The 19,924-nt window shown below is 43.4% G+C and carries 20 protein-coding genes; 17 read left to right on the forward strand and 3 right to left on the reverse strand.

The genetic code is table 11. The features are described 5' to 3' along the window. Positions 1-12: 12 nt before the first annotated feature. The 17 genes from rsmG (at position 13) to glmS (ending at position 17,154) form a co-directional block, all read left to right on the forward strand. Positions 13-636, forward strand: a complete 624-nt coding sequence (gene rsmG, locus L2747_RS19120; RefSeq protein ID WP_249000593.1) for a 16S rRNA (guanine(527)-N(7))-methyltransferase RsmG — start codon at positions 13-15, stop codon at positions 634-636. Between the two features lie 226 nt (positions 637-862). Further along, positions 863-1,651, forward strand: a complete 789-nt coding sequence (locus L2747_RS19125) for a ParA family protein (protein WP_249000594.1) — start codon at positions 863-865, stop codon at positions 1,649-1,651. 9 nt (positions 1,652-1,660) lie between these two features. After that, positions 1,661-2,548: a ParB/RepB/Spo0J family partition protein gene (locus L2747_RS19130; protein ID WP_249000595.1), complete on the forward strand. Its 888-nt coding sequence runs from the start codon at positions 1,661-1,663 to the stop codon at positions 2,546-2,548. A gap of 223 nt (positions 2,549-2,771) precedes the next feature. Beyond that, positions 2,772-3,155, forward strand: a complete 384-nt coding sequence (locus L2747_RS19135) for an ATP synthase subunit I (RefSeq protein WP_249000596.1) — start codon at positions 2,772-2,774, stop codon at positions 3,153-3,155. A gap of 12 nt (positions 3,156-3,167) precedes the next feature. Beyond that, positions 3,168-3,998, forward strand: coding sequence for a F0F1 ATP synthase subunit A (gene atpB / locus L2747_RS19140; RefSeq protein WP_220764198.1), 831 nt, complete (start codon positions 3,168-3,170; stop codon positions 3,996-3,998). A gap of 32 nt (positions 3,999-4,030) precedes the next feature. Further along, positions 4,031-4,288, forward strand: coding sequence for a F0F1 ATP synthase subunit C (atpE, locus tag L2747_RS19145; RefSeq protein WP_012157432.1), 258 nt, complete (start codon positions 4,031-4,033; stop codon positions 4,286-4,288). A 27-nt stretch (positions 4,289-4,315) separates the two neighbouring features. Next, positions 4,316-4,786 carry a F0F1 ATP synthase subunit B gene (gene atpF, locus L2747_RS19150; RefSeq protein WP_220764201.1) on the forward strand — a complete coding sequence of 157 codons (471 nt, stop codon included), beginning with the start codon at positions 4,316-4,318 and terminating at the stop codon, positions 4,784-4,786. A gap of 16 nt (positions 4,787-4,802) precedes the next feature. Beyond that, the gene (gene atpH, locus L2747_RS19155) at positions 4,803-5,336 is read left to right on the forward strand and encodes a F0F1 ATP synthase subunit delta (protein WP_220782134.1); all 534 of its coding nucleotides are present in this window, start codon (positions 4,803-4,805) and stop codon (positions 5,334-5,336) included. A 14-nt stretch (positions 5,337-5,350) separates the two neighbouring features. After that, positions 5,351-6,892 (forward strand): F0F1 ATP synthase subunit alpha, encoded by a 1,542-nt coding sequence (atpA, locus tag L2747_RS19160; protein ID WP_220782133.1) that lies wholly within the window; start codon positions 5,351-5,353, stop codon positions 6,890-6,892. A gap of 48 nt (positions 6,893-6,940) precedes the next feature. Beyond that, a complete protein-coding gene (atpG, locus tag L2747_RS19165; protein WP_220764214.1) occupies positions 6,941-7,801 on the forward strand; it encodes a F0F1 ATP synthase subunit gamma in 861 nt (286 codons plus the stop codon). A gap of 35 nt (positions 7,802-7,836) precedes the next feature. Further along, a complete protein-coding gene (gene atpD / locus L2747_RS19170) occupies positions 7,837-9,213 on the forward strand; it encodes a F0F1 ATP synthase subunit beta (RefSeq protein WP_220782131.1) in 1,377 nt (458 codons plus the stop codon). A 31-nt stretch (positions 9,214-9,244) separates the two neighbouring features. After that, entirely contained in the window at positions 9,245-9,673 is a 429-nt protein-coding gene (locus L2747_RS19175) for a F0F1 ATP synthase subunit epsilon (protein ID WP_220764215.1), read from the forward strand. A 406-nt stretch (positions 9,674-10,079) separates the two neighbouring features. Continuing rightward, on the forward strand, positions 10,080-10,436 hold the full coding sequence (locus tag L2747_RS19180) for a DsrE/DsrF/TusD sulfur relay family protein (RefSeq protein WP_249000597.1): 357 nt from the start codon (positions 10,080-10,082) through the stop codon (positions 10,434-10,436). 116 nt (positions 10,437-10,552) lie between these two features. Further along, a complete protein-coding gene (gene glmU / locus L2747_RS19185) occupies positions 10,553-11,917 on the forward strand; it encodes a bifunctional UDP-N-acetylglucosamine diphosphorylase/glucosamine-1-phosphate N-acetyltransferase GlmU (protein WP_249000598.1) in 1,365 nt (454 codons plus the stop codon). Positions 11,918-12,182: 265 nt separating this feature from the next. Further along, positions 12,183-14,315, forward strand: coding sequence for a TonB-dependent siderophore receptor (locus tag L2747_RS19190; protein ID WP_249000599.1), 2,133 nt, complete (start codon positions 12,183-12,185; stop codon positions 14,313-14,315). Positions 14,316-14,475: 160 nt separating this feature from the next. Continuing rightward, the gene (locus L2747_RS19195) at positions 14,476-15,246 is read left to right on the forward strand and encodes a DeoR/GlpR family DNA-binding transcription regulator (RefSeq protein ID WP_220782127.1); all 771 of its coding nucleotides are present in this window, start codon (positions 14,476-14,478) and stop codon (positions 15,244-15,246) included. Positions 15,247-15,324: 78 nt separating this feature from the next. Continuing rightward, entirely contained in the window at positions 15,325-17,154 is a 1,830-nt protein-coding gene (gene glmS / locus L2747_RS19200; RefSeq protein ID WP_249000600.1) for a glutamine--fructose-6-phosphate transaminase (isomerizing), read from the forward strand. A 134-nt stretch (positions 17,155-17,288) separates the two neighbouring features. On the opposite strand, the gene L2747_RS19205 is transcribed toward glmS, so the two are convergent. The 3 genes from L2747_RS19205 to pstB all read right to left on the reverse strand — a co-directional run bounded on the left by L2747_RS19205 (position 17,289) and on the right by pstB (position 19,923). Beyond that, positions 17,289-18,332, reverse strand: a complete 1,044-nt coding sequence (locus L2747_RS19205; protein WP_249000601.1) for a GMP reductase — start codon at positions 18,330-18,332, stop codon at positions 17,289-17,291. 291 nt (positions 18,333-18,623) lie between these two features. After that, positions 18,624-18,899: a hypothetical protein gene (locus L2747_RS19210; protein ID WP_249000602.1), complete on the reverse strand. Its 276-nt coding sequence runs from the start codon at positions 18,897-18,899 to the stop codon at positions 18,624-18,626. A gap of 274 nt (positions 18,900-19,173) precedes the next feature. Beyond that, entirely contained in the window at positions 19,174-19,923 is a 750-nt protein-coding gene (gene pstB / locus L2747_RS19215) for a phosphate ABC transporter ATP-binding protein PstB (protein ID WP_220782123.1), read from the reverse strand. Between the last annotated feature and the right edge of the window lies 1 nt (position 19,924).

Consider the following 19,924-nt stretch of genomic DNA (forward strand, 5'->3'; position numbering starts at 1 on the left):
TGAGGATACACTGTGTTATCTGCCCAATTAAATGATTATTTAGCCGAAGTCGGCTTAACTGCTACAGAGCAGCAAAAACAGCAGCTGGTAGATTTTGTTGGCATGCTCAATAAATGGAATAAAGCGTTTAACTTAACGTCAGTGCGCGATCCAGAGCAAATGTTGATCCGTCATATTATGGATAGCTTAGTGGTATCACCGCACCTAAAAGGATCGCGCTTTATCGACGTTGGTACAGGCCCTGGTTTACCGGGGATCCCGTTAGCGATCTTAAATCCTGATAAGGAATTTGTATTGCTAGATAGCTTAGGTAAGCGTATTCGTTTTCAAAAGCAGGTACAGTTTGAGTTGGGGATCAACAATATTTCTTCAGTAGAAAGCCGTGTAGAGGCTTACCAACCAGAAGAGTTGTTTGACGGTGTGTTGAGCCGTGCGTTTGCGTCAATTCAAGATATGTTGCATTGGTGCCATCACTTACCAAAAAACGATGGTTGCTTCTATGCACTAAAGGGGCAATTGAGCGAAGATGAGATGTCACAGTTACCTGCAGGCTTTGTGGTAACTGACACTATTGAACTTAACGTGCCAAAGCTTGATGAGCAGCGCCATTTATTGCGCGTTATAAAGCAAGACTAAGTCATTAAAATGCAGCCCTATCTAATTTTGGGTTGTAAGCTTGTTTGTCTTCGCCGCTATTAATCGTGGCTAGATAGAGTAAGCTATTGTGATTAAAGCGCTTAGGAAGTTGCAATCTTTCGGTGCTTAAAGCAACTTATTACTAATAACCGTTAGATTTGTGCGCTAATTTTCTAAGCGAAGGCTTGTTTAGAAATATAATAAAAGTGACTTACAGGGTGATATTGTGGGTAAAGTAATTGCCGTGGCCAACCAGAAAGGTGGCGTCGGAAAAACAACAACTTGTGTAAATTTAGCTGCTTCCTTGGCTGCAACTAAACGCCGTGTTTTGTTGATCGATCTTGATCCACAAGGCAATGCAACTATGGGTAGTGGTATTGATAAATATACTGTCGAAAACACAGCTTATGAGTTGTTAGTTGAAGAAAAGCCATTTGAAGATGTTGTCTGCCGAGATACGAACGGCAAATACGATCTGATTGCCGGTAACGGTGATGTGACGGCAGCTGAAATCAAGTTAATGGAGTTTTTTGCTCGCGAGATCCGACTGCGCAATGCCCTCGCCCCAATTAAAGATGACTACGATTTTATTTTCATCGATTGTCCACCATCATTAAACATGCTTACCGTAAATGCAATGTCGGCTGCTGACTCGGTATTAGTGCCTATGCAATGCGAATATTACGCATTGGAAGGTTTAACAGCATTGATGGATACCATTAGCAAACTAGGTGCTATGGTTAACCCTGGTCTACATATCGAAGGAATCTTACGTACCATGTATGATCCTCGTAACCGACTTTCTAATGATGTTTCTGATCAATTGAAACAGCATTTTGGTGAAAAAGTTTACCGCACCGTGATCCCAAGGAATGTTCGTTTAGCTGAAGCGCCAAGTTTTGGAGCTCCAGCAATGTATTATGATAAATCGAGCGCAGGGGCCAAAGCCTATCTAGCACTCGCAGGCGAAATTATTCGTCGTGCAGAGCAGCTCACTCAGGCTGAGCAAGTTTAAGGATTAGAAATGACATTGAAAAAAAGAGGCTTGGGTAAAGGGCTTGATGCACTGTTAAGTACCAGCCAAGCTGCAAGTAAGCGCGCAGATCCTATTGCTGCCAATGAAGAACAAGATATCAAGAATGATGATCTAATTACTTTAGATATAGATAGACTGCAGCCTGGTAAATATCAACCGCGTAAAGATATGTCGTCTGAAGCGCTGGAAGAGCTGGCTGAGTCAATTCGTGCCCAAGGTGTTATACAGCCAATCGTTGTGCGTAAAGTCTCTCCTGAAAGCTATGAAATTATTGCTGGTGAGCGTCGTTGGCGTGCATCGCAACTGGCTGGGTTATCATCGATTCCTTGTATTGTTAAGCAAGTGCCTGATGAAGCCGCTGTTGCTATCGCGCTAATCGAAAATATTCAGCGTGAAGACTTAAATGCAATGGAAGAAGCGATTGCATTGAACCGTCTTATTGAAGAGTTTGAGTTAACTCATCAGCAAATTGCTGATGCTGTTGGTAAATCTCGTGCAACTGTCTCAAATTTACTACGACTCAATGGATTAAATGAGCCTGTTAAGCGTATGCTTGAATATGGTGATATCGACATGGGACACGGTCGCGCACTACTAGCAATTAGCGGTGATGAGCAGACAAATCTAGCTCGATTGGTTGTTTCTAAAGAATTAACAGTTCGCGAAACAGAACGATTAGTCAACAAAACCTTAAACGAAACTGAAATCGTCGAAAAACCAGCTAAAGATCATGATGTAGTGCGTTTAGAGACCCAACTAATTGAAAGACTTGGTGCCAAGGTTACGTTAACCCATAACAAGAAGGGTAAAGGTAAAATGGTAATAAACTACCAAGATCTGGCTGAATTAGAGGGTATTATCAGCAAAATTCGCTAAATAAACAAAGTTAACACTATATTATGTAATTTTGTGACATTCGTTAATCTTACCTTTTTAGACTTTTGGCGTAGATCACGCTAAAAGTCTCCTTTTTCTAACACTTAAACTTGCTTTGAAAGCCTGAAACGGTATACTTTCGCAAGCTTTTTGTACCTCGAGTTTTTACGGATATTTGTAATCCGGTCATCGAAACAAGAAGTTATAATGCGGAGAAGTTAAATTGAGCAAGGTTTTAGCACGTCGTGGCCGGTGGACAGCCTATAAATTAGTGTTGCTACAGGCAGCGATGACTGGATGTGTTTCAGTTTTCTTTTTCGCTATGTGGGGGGGACCGTATGGCTTATCTGCTTTGGCAGGTGGTGCTATTGCTGTACTCCCTAATTTTGTGTTCGCAACCCTAGCTTTTTCCCATGCGGGAGCACAAGCATCAGGAAAAGTCGTACGGTCTTTTTTCCTGGGGGAAGCGGTAAAGTTGCTGTTAACCATTGTGTTATTTTCGCTTGCATTTGGTTTGATGAAATCGTCATTTATGCCGTTATTCACCAGTTATTTGCTTGTGTTAATCGTACCTTGGACAGCCCCTTTATACTTCAAACAAAATTAAGTGAGATTAATCATGGCGACAACTGGGGATGACACGTTAACCATAACGGCTTCCGACTATATCCAGCATCACCTGACTAATGCGAAAATGTGTTCCGCTGATGGCGGGATTGCTTTTAACTATGCATGTCAAGATGCTGGATTTTGGACTTGGCACATTGACTCACTTTTGTTTTCAGTTGGTCTAGGGGTTCTATTTTTGTGGTTATTCTACAAAGTAGGACAGAAGGCAACAATTGGCGTTCCAGGCAAGCTTCAATGTTTCGTTGAAATGTGCGTGGAAGGTGTAGATAAAATTGTAAAAGACTCATTCCATGGGAAAAATGCAGTTATCGCACCATTAGGTCTTACTATTTTCGTCTGGGTTTTCCTGATGAACTTAATGGACTTGATCCCTGTTGACTTTGTACCTGAGGCCGCAAACAGATTATTAGGCGTACCTTACCTAAAGATTGTACCTACAACTGACTTGAACGTTACTTTGGGCTTAGCTCTAAGTGTATTCGCGTTAATTGTTTTCTACAGTATCAAGGTTAAAGGTGTTGGTGGGTTCACTAAAGAACTGACTATGCAGCCTTTCAATCATTGGGCACTAATTCCAATCAACTTTGTTTTGGAAACAGTAACCTTGGTTGCGAAGCCGATTTCATTATCGCTTCGTCTGTTTGGTAACCTGTATGCAGGTGAGTTGATCTTTATTCTGATAGCACTGATGCCTTGGTGGGCTCAGTTTGCATTATCAGTGCCTTGGGCCATTTTCCATATTTTGGTGATTGTGCTACAGGCGTTTATCTTCATGATGCTTACGATTGTATATCTAAGCATGGCACATGAAGACCATTAATTTATTAAAATTAGATACTTATCGGAGATAAAATGGAAACTGTAATTAGCTTTACAGCAATCGCTGTTGCAATTATGATCGGCTTAGCAGCGCTAGGTACTGGTATTGGCTTTGCTATTCTAGGTGGTAAATTCCTAGAAGCTTCTGCTCGTCAACCAGAGCTTGCTCCTGCACTTCAAACTAAAATGTTCATCGTAGCTGGTCTACTTGATGCGATCTCTATGATTGCAGTTGGTGTTGCATTATTCTTCGTATTCGCTAACCCGTTCTTAGGTCAATTGGCAGGCTAATCGTCCCCCTTAGAAGGAGTTGTCGTTATGAGTATTAACGCTACCCTGCTAGGCCAAGCGATTTCTTTTCTTCTCTTTGTGTGGTTTTGCATGAAGTTTGTATGGCCGCCATTGATGAACGCTATCGAAGAACGCCAGAAGAAAATTGCTGATGGGCTAGCTGATGCAGGACGTGCTGCAAAAGATTTAGAGCTAGCTCAGGTGAAAGCCACAGAGCAGCTGAAAGACGCTAAAGCAACAGCAAACGAAATTATTGAGCAAGCAAATAAACGCAAAGCTCAAATCGTTGATGAAGCAAAAATTGAAGCTGATACCGAGCGTGCGAAAATCATCGCTCAGGGACATGCTGAAATTGAAAACGAACGTAATCGCGTGAAAGAAGATCTACGTAAGCAAGTAGCTGTATTAGCTATTGCTGGCGCAGAGAAGATTCTTGAACGTTCGATTGATGAAGCCGCACACAGTGACATAGTTAATAAACTTGTTGCTGAACTTTAAATAAGGAGCTTGAGTTATGGCTGAAATAACCACCATCGCTCGTCCTTACGCAAAGGCAGCTTTTGAGTTCGCTCTTGAACAGAAAGCAGTAGAAAGTTGGGCAGAAATGCTTAACTTTGCCGCATTAGTTAGTGAAAACGAAGCTATGCAGCCATTACTGTCTGGCGCTATGGCCAGCAATAAGCTTGCAGAACTCTTTATTGGAGTTTGTGGCGAGCAAATCAACGAGCAAGCTCAGAACCTGTTAAAGGTAATGGCTGAAAACGGTCGTTTAGTTGCGCTACCTGCTGTTGCTCAACAATTTGTTGAGATGCAACGTGAGTACGCGAAAGAAGTTGAAGCGCAAATCGTTTCAGCGACTGAGCTAAACTCAGAGCAACTACAAGAGCTGAGCGCTTCTCTAGAGAAACGTCTAGCACGCAAAGTTAAGCTGAATTGCAGCATAGATACCAGCCTTATTGCTGGTGTAATTATCACGGCAGGAGACTTAGTCATTGATGGCTCGGTCCGCGGAAAAATTTCGCGTCTGTCTGATACGCTGCAGTCGTAATTGGGAGTTTGAGCATGCAACTGAATTCCACTGAAATCAGCGATCTGATTAAACAGCGGATCGAGCAGTTCGAAGTCGTTAGTGAAGCTCGCAACGAAGGTACTATCGTTGCAGTAAGTGACGGCATCATCCGCATCCACGGCCTAGCCGACGTGATGCAGGGTGAAATGATCGAGCTGCCTGGCAACCGTTTTGCAATCGCGTTGAACTTAGAACGTGATTCTGTCGGTGCCGTAGTAATGGGCCCTTATGCCACTTTGGCAGAAGGCGACAAAGTTAAAACAACAGGCCGTATTTTGGAAGTACCTGTTGGCCGTGGTCTATTAGGCCGCGTAGTCAACACGCTAGGTGAACCAATTGACGGTAAAGGACCTATCGATAGCGATGGTTTCTCTCCTGTTGAAGTAATTGCACCTGGTGTAATTGAGCGTAAATCAGTCGATCAGCCAGTGCAAACTGGTTATAAAGCTGTTGACTCTATGATCCCAATCGGTCGTGGACAACGTGAATTGATCATTGGTGACCGCCAGATCGGTAAAACCGCTCTAGCGATTGACGCGATTATCAACCAAAAAGATTCTGGCATTAAGTGTGTATACGTAGCGGTAGGCCAAAAGGCTTCTACCATCGCTAACGTTGTACGTAAGCTAGAAGAGCACGGCGCTTTGGCGAACACCATTGTTGTTGTTGCTACAGCTTCTGAAGCTGCTGCACTGCAATACTTGGCTCCATACTCTGGTTGTACAATGGGTGAATACTTCCGCGACCGCGGTGAAGACTCACTAATCGTATATGATGATTTGTCTAAGCAAGCAGTTGCTTACCGTCAAATCTCATTGCTTCTTAAGCGTCCACCAGGACGTGAAGCATACCCAGGTGATGTATTCTATCTTCACTCTCGTCTGTTGGAACGTGCTTCACGTGTTAACGCCGAGTATGTTGAGAAGTTCACTAAAGGTGAAGTTAAAGGCCAAACTGGTTCTTTGACTGCTCTACCAATTATTGAAACTCAAGCTGGTGACGTTTCTGCATTCGTACCGACTAACGTAATTTCGATTACCGATGGTCAGATCTTCCTTGAAACAGATCTATTTAACTCTGGCTTACGTCCAGCTGTTAACCCAGGTATCTCTGTTTCTCGTGTTGGTGGTGCTGCGCAGACTAAGATCATCAAGAAACTGTCTGGTGGTATCCGTACCGCACTTGCACAGTATCGAGAGCTTGCAGCGTTCTCACAGTTTGCATCTGACTTAGATGATGCAACTCGTGCTCAGCTTGAGCATGGTGAGCGTGTTACCGAACTAATGAAGCAAAAGCAATATGCTCCAATGAGTATCGCTGATCAGTCTGTGTCTATTTTCGCAGCTGAAAAAGGTTACTTGAAGAGCGTTGAGCTAAGCAAAGTTGGTAACTTCGAAGCGTCTCTGCTCTCTTTCATGAACAGTGAACATGCTGACCTAATGAAGACCATCAACGATACTGGCGATTATAACGCTGACATCGAAGGTGAGTTGAAGGCTAGCTTGGACAAGTTCGTAGAAACCCAAACCTGGTAAATTTTAGAGGTGCCTCTGGCACCTCAGGTCCAGAATTGGAGAGTAAAGATGGCCAACGCTAAAGAGATTAAAACCAAGATCGCGAGTGTTCAAAACACTCAGAAGATCACGTCTGCAATGGAAATGGTTGCTGCGAGCAAAATGCGTAAAGCACAAGATCGCATGTCAGCTAGTCGTCCGTATGCAGAAAATATGCGTAAGGTGATCGGTCACGTGGCGCAAGGTTCTCTCGAATATAAGCATCCATATTTGGAAGTGCGAGAAGCTAAGCGTGTTGGTTACATTGTTGTGTCAACCGACCGTGGTCTTTGTGGTGGTCTGAACGTCAACCTTTTCAAGAAGGTTGTCGCAGACGTGAAGAAACAGCGTGATGCTGGTGCAGAAGTTGAATTCTGTACAATTGGTGCACGTAGTGCCCAGTTCTTCAATAGCTTTGGCGGACAAGTATCTGCTTCTGCTTCAGGTTTAGGCGATGCTCCAAAGCTAGCCGACTTGATCGGAACAGTACGTGTGATGCTAGAAGCATACAACGAAGGCAAGCTGGACCGTTTGTACGTAGTATTCAACAAGTTTGTAAATACTATGACTCAAACCCCGGTGATCGAGCAGCTGCTACCTTTGCCTAAGTCAGAAGAAGATGAGTTTACTCATCAGTGGGATTACATCTACGAGCCAGATCCAAAGTTATTGTTAGATACTTTGTTGGTTCGCTTTGTGGAATCTCAAGTTTATCAAGGTGTTGTTGAAAACATCGCATCTGAGCAAGCAGCCCGTATGGTTGCTATGAAAGCTGCGACAGACAACGCTGGTGAACTTATCGGTGACTTGCAGTTGGTCTATAACAAAGCCCGTCAGGCTGCGATTACGCAAGAACTTTCGGAAATTGTTTCAGGTGCTGCCGCCGTTTAGGCTAGGTAACGAATACAAGTTTTAGAGGATTAATCATGAGCACAGGTACTGTTGTCCAAGTAATTGGCGCGGTTGTGGACGTAGAGTTTCCACATGATGCCGTACCTCAGGTATATGACGCTCTAGAGATCAAAAGTGAAGGCTTGGTGCTGGAAGTTCAGCAGCAACTTGGTGGTGGTGTAGTTCGTACCATCGCTATGGGTTCTTCAGATGGTCTGCGTCGTGGCCTAGAGGTTGTAAACTCTGGTTCACCAATTACTGTTCCGGTTGGGTCTGCGACCCTAGGCCGTATTATGAACGTATTGGGTGAGCCTGTTGATGAAGCGGGCCCTATCGGTGAAGAAGATCGCTATGTGATCCACCGTGAAGCTCCTTCATACGAAGATCAGTCAAACACAACTGAACTTTTAGAGACTGGTATCAAGGTTATCGACCTTGTATGTCCATTCGCTAAGGGTGGTAAAGTTGGTCTGTTTGGTGGTGCTGGTGTTGGTAAGACCGTTAACATGATGGAACTTATTAACAACATCGCTAAAGCACACTCAGGTTTATCAGTTTTCGCTGGTGTAGGTGAGCGTACTCGTGAGGGTAACGACTTCTACTACGAGATGGAAGATTCTGGCGTTCTAGATAAAGTGGCCATGGTATATGGTCAGATGAACGAGCCTCCAGGAAACCGTCTACGTGTGGCACTGACTGGTCTAACTATGGCTGAGAAGTTCCGTGACGAAGGTAAAGACGTTCTTTTCTTCGTAGATAACATCTATCGTTACACCTTGGCGGGTACTGAAGTATCTGCACTGCTAGGCCGTATGCCATCAGCAGTAGGTTACCAGCCAACATTGGCTGAAGAGATGGGTGTTCTTCAGGAGCGTATTACATCGACTAAGACAGGGTCTATTACCTCTGTTCAAGCCGTATACGTACCTGCGGATGACTTAACGGATCCATCACCAGCTACAACCTTCGCTCACTTAGATGCGACTGTTGTATTGTCTCGTAACATTGCTTCGCTAGGTATTTACCCAGCGGTTGACCCATTGGATTCGACTTCACGTCAGCTAGATCCACAGGTTGTTGGCCAAGAGCATTACGATGTTGCTAACGGTGTTCAAACCGTACTTCAGCGCTACAAAGAGCTGAAAGATATCATTGCGATCCTAGGTATGGATGAATTATCTGATGAAGATAAGACAACTGTATTCCGTGCTCGTAAGATTGAAAAATATCTTTCACAGCCATTCTTCGTAGCTGAAGTATTCACCGGTTCTCCAGGTAAGTACGTTTCTCTTAAAGACACAATTCGTGGCTTCAAGGGCATCCTAGATGGTGAGTTCGATCACCTTCCAGAGCAAGCGTTCTACATGGTTGGTTCAATCGACGAAGCCGTTGAGAAAGCTAACAAAAAATAACTAAGTCTTTGATTTAGTTTAAGGAGAACGGATGGCAGCCATGACAGTACAGCTTGATATGGTAAGTGCAGAGAATCATATCTTTTCTGGTCGCGTAGCTCAGCTACAAGTATCAGGAACAGAGGGTGAGTTAGGTATTATGCCTGGTCACGCGGCTCTGCTTACAAGTATCAAGCCTGGCATGGCGCGCATCGTCAAGCAAGATGGAAGCGAAGAAGTGTTTTACCTTTCGGGTGGTATCCTGGAAGTACAACCTTCTTCAATTTCAGTATTGGCTGACGTCGTTATGCGTGCCGATGAGATTGACGAGCAAGCAGCTGCAGAAGCTAAGAGCCGTGCCGAAGCCTCAATGGCGGGTGCTGGTGCTGACTTCAACTATGCAGCAGCAGCGGTTGAGCTAGCTCAAGCAGTTGCTCAGCTACGCGTTGTCGAGACCATCAAGAAGAACATTGCCAGATAAGGTTATTGTTTGATGAAAAAAGGCGCCCTAGGGCGCCTTTTTTGTACATGGAATGTACTTATCTCCGGTTGGTATGGAGTGTCTAAAAGCAGGTCCTAGGAAAAGCGAAGAAAGGTCCTAGGTGCTAGGGAAAGCAAAGACGAACGGCCTGCGGCCTAGGGAACGTGACTGGGTCACTTACGGAACGCTACGCTAACGGAAAAGATGGGAAGGGCGTAGACGTAAGCGAAACATGGTACTGATTTTTGCTCTTCCTCTTCCTAGCAGGGCTTTAGCCCGTCCTCGCAGCGCAGCGTCCTAGGGCCTAGTACCTTTATGCTTGAACCTAGATTGTGATCTAAGTAAGAACCCTTGGCTAATTTGAGTGTTACCCTCCGGCATTCATTTATGTCTTGAGAACTCTTCCATGCAACATGTACTGATTATTGTTAATGACGCCCCTTATGGTTCAGAAAAGCTGTTTAATGCACTTCGTTTAGCCATACAGCTCAATGAACAAGATTACTCACCAGTTAGGGTTAGTTTGTTTTTGTTATCTGATGCGATAACAGCTGTATTACCTAAGCAAAACCCTGTCGAGGGTTATAATATTCAACAAATGTTAGAGATTGTTATTGCCCAGAAAACCCAAGTGAAGTTCTGCGGCTCATGCATGTCAGCTCGTGGACTTACCGAACTCAATATGATTGAAGGCTGTGAAATCGCGACTATGGATGACCTTGCGCAGTGGGTGCTGGTTGCCGATAAAACCATTACCTTCTAATAAAGTGCAGTGAGTCGCTTTTAATCACTGTATCGCTTAAAATCGGTAGTTATTAAAGACCTTATTTTTAGCTTAACTATTCGCTAATTCAAGCATTAGCTCAAGGATATAAACCAATGGCACTAAATGTAGTGATTTTGGCCGCAGGCAAGGGAACCCGCATGCGCTCAGATCTTCCTAAAGTTCTTCACCCTATCGCCCATAAAAGCATGGTGCAGCACGTTATCGATACTGCGCATCAAGTCGGTAGCGACGCTATTCAGTTAGTTTACGGTTATGGTGCTGAGCAGCTACAAGCAAGATTGGGTGAACAGCAACTTAATTGGGTGCTACAAGCAGAGCAGTTAGGTACAGGTCATGCGGTAGCGCAAGCCAATGACAACATTGCTGACGATGATACTGTATTGATCCTTTATGGTGATGTGCCATTAATCCAAGCGGCTACGCTTGAGTCTTTATTAGCAGCTCGTGAAGCAAACGGCTTAGCTATTTTAACTGTAAACCTACCTAACCCGGCTGGTTACGGCCGTATCGTACGTGAGCAAGGTAACGTTGTTGGTATTATTGAGCAAAAAGATGCCAATGCTGAGCAACTTGCAATTAATGAGATTAATACCGGCATTATGGCGGCACCTGGTAAGCAATTAAAAGCTTGGTTAGGTCAATTGTCATCAGATAATGCACAAGGTGAGTATTACTTAACTGATATCGTTGCTATGGCACATCGAGATGGTGTGGCTATTACCACTGCACAGCCTGAGTCGGCAATTGAAGTTGAAGGGGCTAACAACCGTGTACAGCTTGCGCAGCTAGAACGTGCTTACCAAGTGCGAGCGGCTGAAAAGCTGATGCTCGAAGGTGCGAACCTGCGCGATCCTGCACGCATCGATATCCGCGGTGACGTCACTGTAGGTATGGACGTGATGATCGACGTAAACGTGATTATCGAAGGTACAGTAACAATCGGTAATAACGTCACTATTGGCGCGGGCGCGATACTTATTGATTGTGACATCGCTGATAACGCAGTAATTAAGCCATATTCGATTATTGAAAGCGCTAAAGTCGGTGTCTCGGCTAGTGCTGGTCCATTTGCGCGTTTACGCCCAGGTGCAGAGTTACAGGAAGATGCGCATATTGGTAACTTTGTTGAGATGAAGAAAGCCGTATTAGGTAAGGGCTCAAAAGCGGGTCACTTAGCCTATATTGGCGATGCGACTATTGGCAGTGGTGTTAATATTGGTGCAGGTACTATTACTTGTAACTACGATGGTGCCAATAAGTTCCAAACTATTATTGAAGATAACGTATTCGTTGGTAGTGATACACAATTAGTGGCGCCAGTTACTATTGGTAAAGGCGCTACACTAGGCGCGGGTTCAACTATTACCAAAGATGTGGCTGCAGATGAGCTAGTCATTACTCGTGTTAAGCAACGTCATTTAACTGGTTGGGCAAGACCTGTTAAGTTGAAAAAGTAACTAATAAAGATATAGAAAAGGCGACCAATTGGTCGCCTTTTTGTTTGTTCGCTGGCTTAAGCTTTTAGTTAAATTTGCTTGAAAAAAAACTCATAAAACCTGATACGTATTGATACCTTTGTGTTTGCTTATGTTGCGTTATTCGTGTTTATTAGAGGTACGTCACTGCCTATTGTAAAGAACTGTAAAGAAGCTTAAATAAAAATAGTTCTCATTTATATTGCGACTCAAATATTACATTCATGTTTCATTGTTGGGGTTGGATATGTCTGTTGGGACGTCATTTAAGTTTTCTCGCGTAGGATTAGCAATTGTTGCTGCACTAGCTTCATCATCTGTTTTAGCTGAAGAAGCTGCAACAGAATCTCAGGTTACAGTTGATAGCAATATTGAACGTATCGTGGTGACAGGTCTTAGCTTTAACGACTATAAAGTAGGTTCATCATCTGGTGCTATGCGCGGTGACATCGATATTATGGACACGCCACAGTCTGTAACCGTTATCCCAGACTTCGTAACTGATGAGCAGTTAGCGACTAACCTTTCTGAAGTGCTTGTAAACGACTCAAGTGTGACTGGTGGTTCTGAAAAGTGGAACCGTCAAGTATTCAACATTCGTGGTTTTGAGCTTTCATCTGGTTCTGGTTACTTGATCAATGGTCAGCAGCAATGGTCTCACTACGTACAGCCAATTGAAACTCTGCAGCAAGTAGAAGTATTAAAAGGCCCATCAAGCATGCTTTACGGTCAGTCAGGCCCTGGTGGCTTGATCAACATGGTGACCAAGAAGCCTACTTATGAAAACATGTTCGAATTTGGTTTTGATACCGATGAACACGGCTCTACTCGTTTCCAATTAGATGCTGGTGGCAGCCTGAATGACTCTGAAACGATTCGCTACCGCACTGTGCTAGTTAAGCAAGACACTACATATTGGCGCGAATACCAAGACGGTACTAACCAAGAGCGTGATCGCTGGTTAGGCTACTTAAACCTAGAATTCGATATTACCGATGACTTAATGTTGTCACTTAAATATGACCACACTGAAGACAAAACCGGTATTGACCGTGGTGGCTGGTTAGACAGCAGTGGTGAACTAATTGGTGGTCGCGATATCATTTGGGATCAGCCATGGGCGTTTACTGATAACACTATTTCTAATATGGGTGCAGAGCTTACTTATCACCTAACTGATGATTGGAAAGTGAAAGCGGGATATAACGACCAACAATTTAATCGTCAACGCTTAGAGTCTTCTCCATCATTAATTAATGGTTCAGAAGATCCATTTACTGATGGTTACTACGTAAGTGCTTTTGACCGTTATGATGATTGGCAGCACAAAACAGGCTATGTTGATTTTACTGGTAGTTTATATACTGGTGGAATTGAGCATCAATTACTGATTGGTGCCAACATGCTTGATTACTACTATGGTCAATTAAAAGATTCTGCACCGAAAAATCAACTTGTTATGCCTGGGCAACCAATGCCTAAGCCAGATCTTGATTACAACCGTGATGAAACTTTATATGAAAGTGAATACAAGCACTACGGTTTCTACCTTCAAGACTTAATGACTATTAATGATCAGTGGCAAATGCTTGCTGGTGTGCGTTACGACGAACAGAAGAAAGATGGTGCTGGTAATAACAGCTATGCAGTATCACCTAAGTTTGGTGTGATTTACTCACCAGCAGATAACGGCAGTATCTATGTTAACTACTCTAAGAGTTTTACACCACAAGGTATTGTTAACGATGAAGATGATTTAAATAACGGCAAGAACCTAGATCCTGAATATGGTGAGCAGTATGAGATTGGTACTAAGTGGGAGTTATTTGATGGAAGCTTACTATTAACTGGTGCTGTATTTGATATCACTGTATCAAACGTAACCGTGACTGAAGAAATTGAAGGTTCTTCTCAAACTATTACTACTCAGTCTGGTGAGCAACGCCATAAAGGTTTCGAAATGGGTGCTCAAGGTCAGGTAAGTGATAGCTGGTTTATGACGGGTTCTATGATGTACCTAGATGCAGAATATCTACGTCCTGAAACTGATAGCTTAAATGGTAAGACTCCTGTCGATGCGCCTGAGTGGTCTGCAAACGTTTGGACTCGTTACGAAATGACTGATGATTTAGCATTAAACTTTGGTGCTATCTATGTAGGTGAGCGTTTTGCCAATACTAGCAACACCATTAGTAAAGATGGTTATGTTCGTTTTGACATGGGCGCGGCATACACTATGGACGTAATGGGTAGCGATGTAAGTGTACGTGTAAACGTGAAAAACCTATTTGATACTGATTATCTAGCTGGTGGTACTAACACCGATGTTACTGTAGGTGAAGGTCGTCACTTCAGCCTAGCGTTAGAAGCTAAGTTCTAGCTCTTAGTCTTAACCTTGTACCGTAAAAGCCTCAACCTTTGGTTGGGGCTTTTTTGTGTCTGCACTCCCGCTTTTTGCTATTTATCGCATAACAAAACTGGTAATTAAGTTTCGTTTTACTATAATGTATCTTTCGAATCGAAACTTAGCGAAAGGTTTTATGAACAAACGAAACACTCAACAGCGACGTCACAGCATTATTAGCCTGCTTAATCAGCAAGGCGAAGTGAGTGTTGAAGAGTTATCTCTCCGTTTTGAAACTTCTGAAGTCACTATTCGCAAAGATCTCGCTACGCTGGAAAAAACCGGCCTGCTGCTGCGTCGTTATGGTGGAGCTGTAGCTGTGCCAGATGAAGTTACTCAGCAGTTTTCTGCCAAGGTTGCGCCTAATAAGCTATCTATCGCTAAAGCCGCTGCTGAGCTGATTAAAGATCACAACCGTATCATTATCGATAGTGGCAGTACCACATCAGGTCTAATTGGTGAGCTGAATAATAAACGTGGCTTGCTAGTGATGACCAACTCATTGGCATTGGCTAATTCGATTCACGAGCTTGAAAACGAGCCAACGCTATTAATGACTGGCGGTACTTGGGATCCTCACTCTGAGTCTTTCCAAGGGCAAATAGCCGAGCAAGTACTGCGATCATATAACTTCGATCAATTATTTATCGGTGCTGATGGTATCGACCTTGAGCGCGGTACAACTACCTTTAATGAGCTTACAGGCTTAAGCAAGGTAATGGCAGAGGTGTCGCGTGAAGTGGTCGTTATGCTTGAATCAGAAAAGCTTGGCCGTCGTATCCCTAACCTTGAGCTGCCTTGGAGCAAGGTTAGTGTGTTGGTTACCGACGATAGATTACCAAGCGAAGCACTAGATAGTATTACTCAACATGGGGTGCGCGTCATTCTCGCACCTTATGCCGGATAACTCTTAAGAGCTGATCCAAATTAAATTCAAATATTAACTTCAATTTTATCTCTCGTATCGAGAGTCTAGGTATTAAATATGTGTGGAATCGTAGGTGCAGTAGCACAAAGGGATGTGGCTGAAATTCTTGTTGAAGGACTAAGACGTTTAGAATACCGCGGTTATGACTCTGCTGGTGTCGCAGTTCTTAATGGTGGTGAGTTAAATCGCACTCGTCGCGTTGGCAAAGTACAAGAGTTATCTGCTGCGCTAGAAGCGGCTCCACTAGCTGGTGGTACAGGTATCGCTCACACTCGCTGGGCTACTCATGGTGAGCCAAGCGAGCGTAATGCTCACCCTCATCAGTCAAATGGTGATATTGCAGTTGTTCACAACGGTATTATCGAAAACCATAACAAGCTACGCTCTATGCTTAAAGGCTTAGGCTATGTGTTTGAGTCTGATACTGACACTGAGGTTATTTGTCACTTAGTTCACCACGAGTTAAAGACTCATGACACGCTACTTGCTGCAGTTCAAGCAACAGTTAAGCAGCTTGAAGGTGCATACGGCACTGTAGTTATCGACCGCACTGACAGCGATCGCATGATTGTCGCTCGCTCTGGTAGCCCATTAGTTATCGGTTTTGGTCTTGGTGAAAACTTCGTTGCTTCTGATCAACTTGCATTATTACCAGTCACTCGTTCATTCGCTTTCTTAGAAGAAGGTGATGTGGCAGAAGTGACTCGCCGTGAAGTCAACATTTTTGACATTGATGGCAATGCCGTTGAGCGTGAAGTTAAAGAATCTGAAGTCACTCATGACGCTGGTGATAAAGGTGAATACCGTCACTATATGCTAAAAGAGATTTACGAGCAGCCAACAGCTATCGCTCGCACGCTTGAAGGCCGTATTGCTGGTGGCAAGGTGCTTGATACTGCATTTGGCGACAATGCTGCCGAATTCTTAAAAGATATCAAACACGTGCAGATCATTGCTTGTGGTACTAGCTACCATGCAGGTATGGCAGCGCGTTACTGGCTAGAAGATTGGGCTGGTGTATCGTGTAATGTTGAAATCGCGTCTGAGTTCCGTTACCGCAAGTCGCACTTATTCCCAAATAGCTTGTTAGTAACGATTTCACAGTCTGGTGAAACCGCTGACACGTTAGCAGCTATGCGTTTAGCGAAAGAGATGGGCTACAAAGCTACGCTGACAATTTGTAATGCGCCAGGTTCATCACTAGTGCGTGAATCAGATATGGCTTACATGATGAAAGCGGGCGCAGAAATCGGTGTTGCATCAACTAAAGCCTTTACTGTGCAGCTAGCAGGTTTATTAATGCTGACGTCGGCTATTGGTCGTTATAATGGTATGTCAGATGAAATGCAGGCTGAAATCAGCCAGAGCCTACTTTCAATGCCAGCGAAAGTTGAGCAAGCACTAGGTTTAGATGATGCGATTGCTGCATTGGCTGAAGATTTTGCCGATAAGCACCATGCACTATTCTTAGGTCGTGGTGATCAATACCCTATCGCGATGGAAGGTGCGCTTAAGCTTAAAGAGATTTCTTATATTCACGCTGAAGCGTATGCATCGGGTGAATTGAAGCACGGTCCATTAGCACTAATCGATGCAGATATGCCAGTAATCGTAGTTGCACCAAACAACGAATTACTAGAAAAACTAAAGTCAAACGTTGAAGAAGTGCGTGCGCGTGGAGGCTTGATGTATGTGTTTGCAGATAAAGATGCCGAGTTTGAGTCTGACGACACTATGAAGGTTATTCCTGTGCCGCACTGTGATGAGTTTATGGCGCCGCTTATCTACACCATTCCATTACAGCTACTGTCTTACCATGTTGCACTAATTAAAGGCACTGATGTGGATCAGCCTCGTAACTTGGCTAAATCTGTTACAGTGGAATAAATATAAACTCTTTATATTTATAAAAAACGGCTACTGAGGTAGCCGTTTTTATTTATATTATTAAATGAATAATATAAGTGGGATCTATTAGTTTATAAACCGTATAGAGTTATAAATTAATTAACGTTAAATATTTATTCTTTACCGTAAACGTTATTTTCTTGTTCTTGAACACGAATAAACGTAGTACGCTTAGTTAATTCCTTTAATGATGCAGCGCCAACATAAGTACAAGTAGAGCGAACACCACCCATAATATCGTTAATGGTGTTATCTACGCTGCCTTTAAATGGCAGTAGTACAGTTTTACCTTCTGCTGCACGGTACTTAGCAACGCCACCTGAGTGCTTATCCATTGCTGACTGTGACGACATACCGTAGAACTTAACCATGGTTTTACCGTCTTGCTCAATGACTTCTCCGCCGCTCTCTTCGTGGCCAGCTAACATGCCGCCAAGCATAACAAAATCAGCACCGCCGCCAAAGGCTTTAGCTACGTCACCGGCACAGCTACAACCGCCGTCACCGATGATTTGACCGCCAAGACCATGGGCTGCATCGGCACATTCGATAATGGCTGAAAGTTGTGGGTAGCCTACGCCTGTTTTTACGCGGGTAGTACATACAGAGCCTGGACCAATACCGACCTTTACAATATCGGCACCAGCAATAATTAGTTCTTCAACCATGTCGCCTGTAACTACGTTACCTGCGCTAATCACCTTCATTGGGTGTGCTTGACGCACTTTGCGAACGTAATCAACTAGGTGTTCAGAGTAACCATTAGCAATATCGATACAGATAAAGTTAAGGTCTTCTGAAAGGGCTAAAATTTCGCTTAACTTAACAAAGTCAGTGTCAGAGGTACCGCTAGACACCATAACGTGCTGCAGTACGTCAGCTGTTTGGCTCGATACAAATTCACTCCATTGTTCAACACTGTAGTGTTTATGTACGGCCGTCATTACATTGTGTTTTGCCAAGCTCTCAGCCATTTCAAAGCTTGCGACAGAATCCATGTTAGCGGCAATAATCGGTACACCAGTCCATGTTTTACCACTGTGTTTAAAGGTAAATTGGCGATTTAAATCGACTTGAGAACGACTCTTTAACGTTGAACGCTTAGGTCTAATTAATACATCTTTAAAGCCTAACTTTAGATCTTGTTCAATACGCATGGTTTATTCCTCACATGGATTTTGCGCGCAGCAAAACCGCCGATAAAATTATTATTTATCGGGCATTAAATTAATTCCTGAGCTTATTTCAGGCACAAAAAAACCGGAGCGTTTTGGGGCGCTCCGGTTTTAGGCATTATAGGAACAGATTTTTTATAAGCAAGTTCTCAAATTAGAATAGACATTCCTTAAAAAAGGAAGGTTAATATTCTGTTAGTGTTAATAAGGTTATTAATCTGACCTATTAACACTCGCTTATGCTTATAGCTTATATAAGTAACCGTACTTAAGTTACTTCTCTGCAGCTCCTTTCTCTTTAGAGAGTTTTATGTCGAAATTATCTAATAGTAACAGGGTGTCTGCTATGGCTGATTTGAGCTTTGCTGCTGGTGGCGAACTGAGTTTTTTAGCTTGTTTTAACGATTCTCGGCGGGTAACAAATTCGAGCATGGTTTCGAGGTTTTCAGGACAATCAATATCAATGGGTGGCAGTTTCTTTGCCGATGCATTGTTATAGATTTCAAACTCTTTTACTAAGTGTTCTTGAGCTTCTCTAATTCTTTCCATATAGGCGCGCCTCTTTATTCACTAAACCTATTACCCGAAGCTATCTTAATTATGCAGCTTTAACAAGTTGACTCGGTTAAGTTAACGCTATTGGGCTATCTATCTATTGTTACCTGCTACTTTTCTATTAGATACGGCTGAGTTTAATCTTTGAAAAATTATTGGTTTTTATATTTTTTATAGGTGAACATAGATCTATTTAAGTATAGCGCAGCTAACAAAAAACGCGCTTACCAAGTGGTAAGTGCGTTTCTAGTGGACTTAGCTGCAAAGGTTAACCAAATTCACCACTTACATAACCTCGGGTACGCTGGTCGACTGGTTGGTTGAAGATCTGTGTCGTTTCGCCATGCTCAACCAATTCGCCCATCCAGAAAAATGCAGTTTTATCTGAGATACGCTTAGCTTGGTTCATAGAATGAGTCACAATAACAATAGTGAACTGTTTGCGCAGTTCATCCATCAGAGCCTCAATTTTATGGGTCGCAATAGGGTCGAGTGCGCTGGTGGGCTCGTCCATTAAAATGACTTCCGGCTTCATTGCTATCGTGCGCGCAATGCAAAGGCGTTGCTGCTGGCCGCCGGATAATCCAAACGCCGGAGTATTAAGTCTTTCTTTTACTTCATCCCACAGAGCTGCGCTACGCAATGATTCTTCCACGGCAGCATCGAGGACTTGTTTATCTTTAATACCTTGGGCTTTTAAGCCAAAGGCTACGTTCTCATAGATACTCATAGGGAAAGGGTTCGGCTTTTGAAACACCATACCTACCCGCATTCTTAGGTGCTTTACGTCGACATCTTGATAGATGTTGTTACCCTCAAACATCACGTCGCCATTGATCTTTACTCCAGACACTAAATCATTCATACGATTCAATGTGCGTAATAAAGTTGACTTGCCACAGCCAGATGGACCTATCAGCGCAGTTACTTGGCGAGCTGGAATGGTTAAACAGATATCTTTTAGCGCATGGTTGTCGCCGTAAAATAGGTTTAAGTTGTTCACTTCTAGCTTATTCATA

Origin of the sequence: Shewanella marinintestina, assembly GCF_023283845.1 — a bacterium.
Taxonomy (GTDB): domain Bacteria; phylum Pseudomonadota; class Gammaproteobacteria; order Enterobacterales; family Shewanellaceae; genus Shewanella; species Shewanella marinintestina.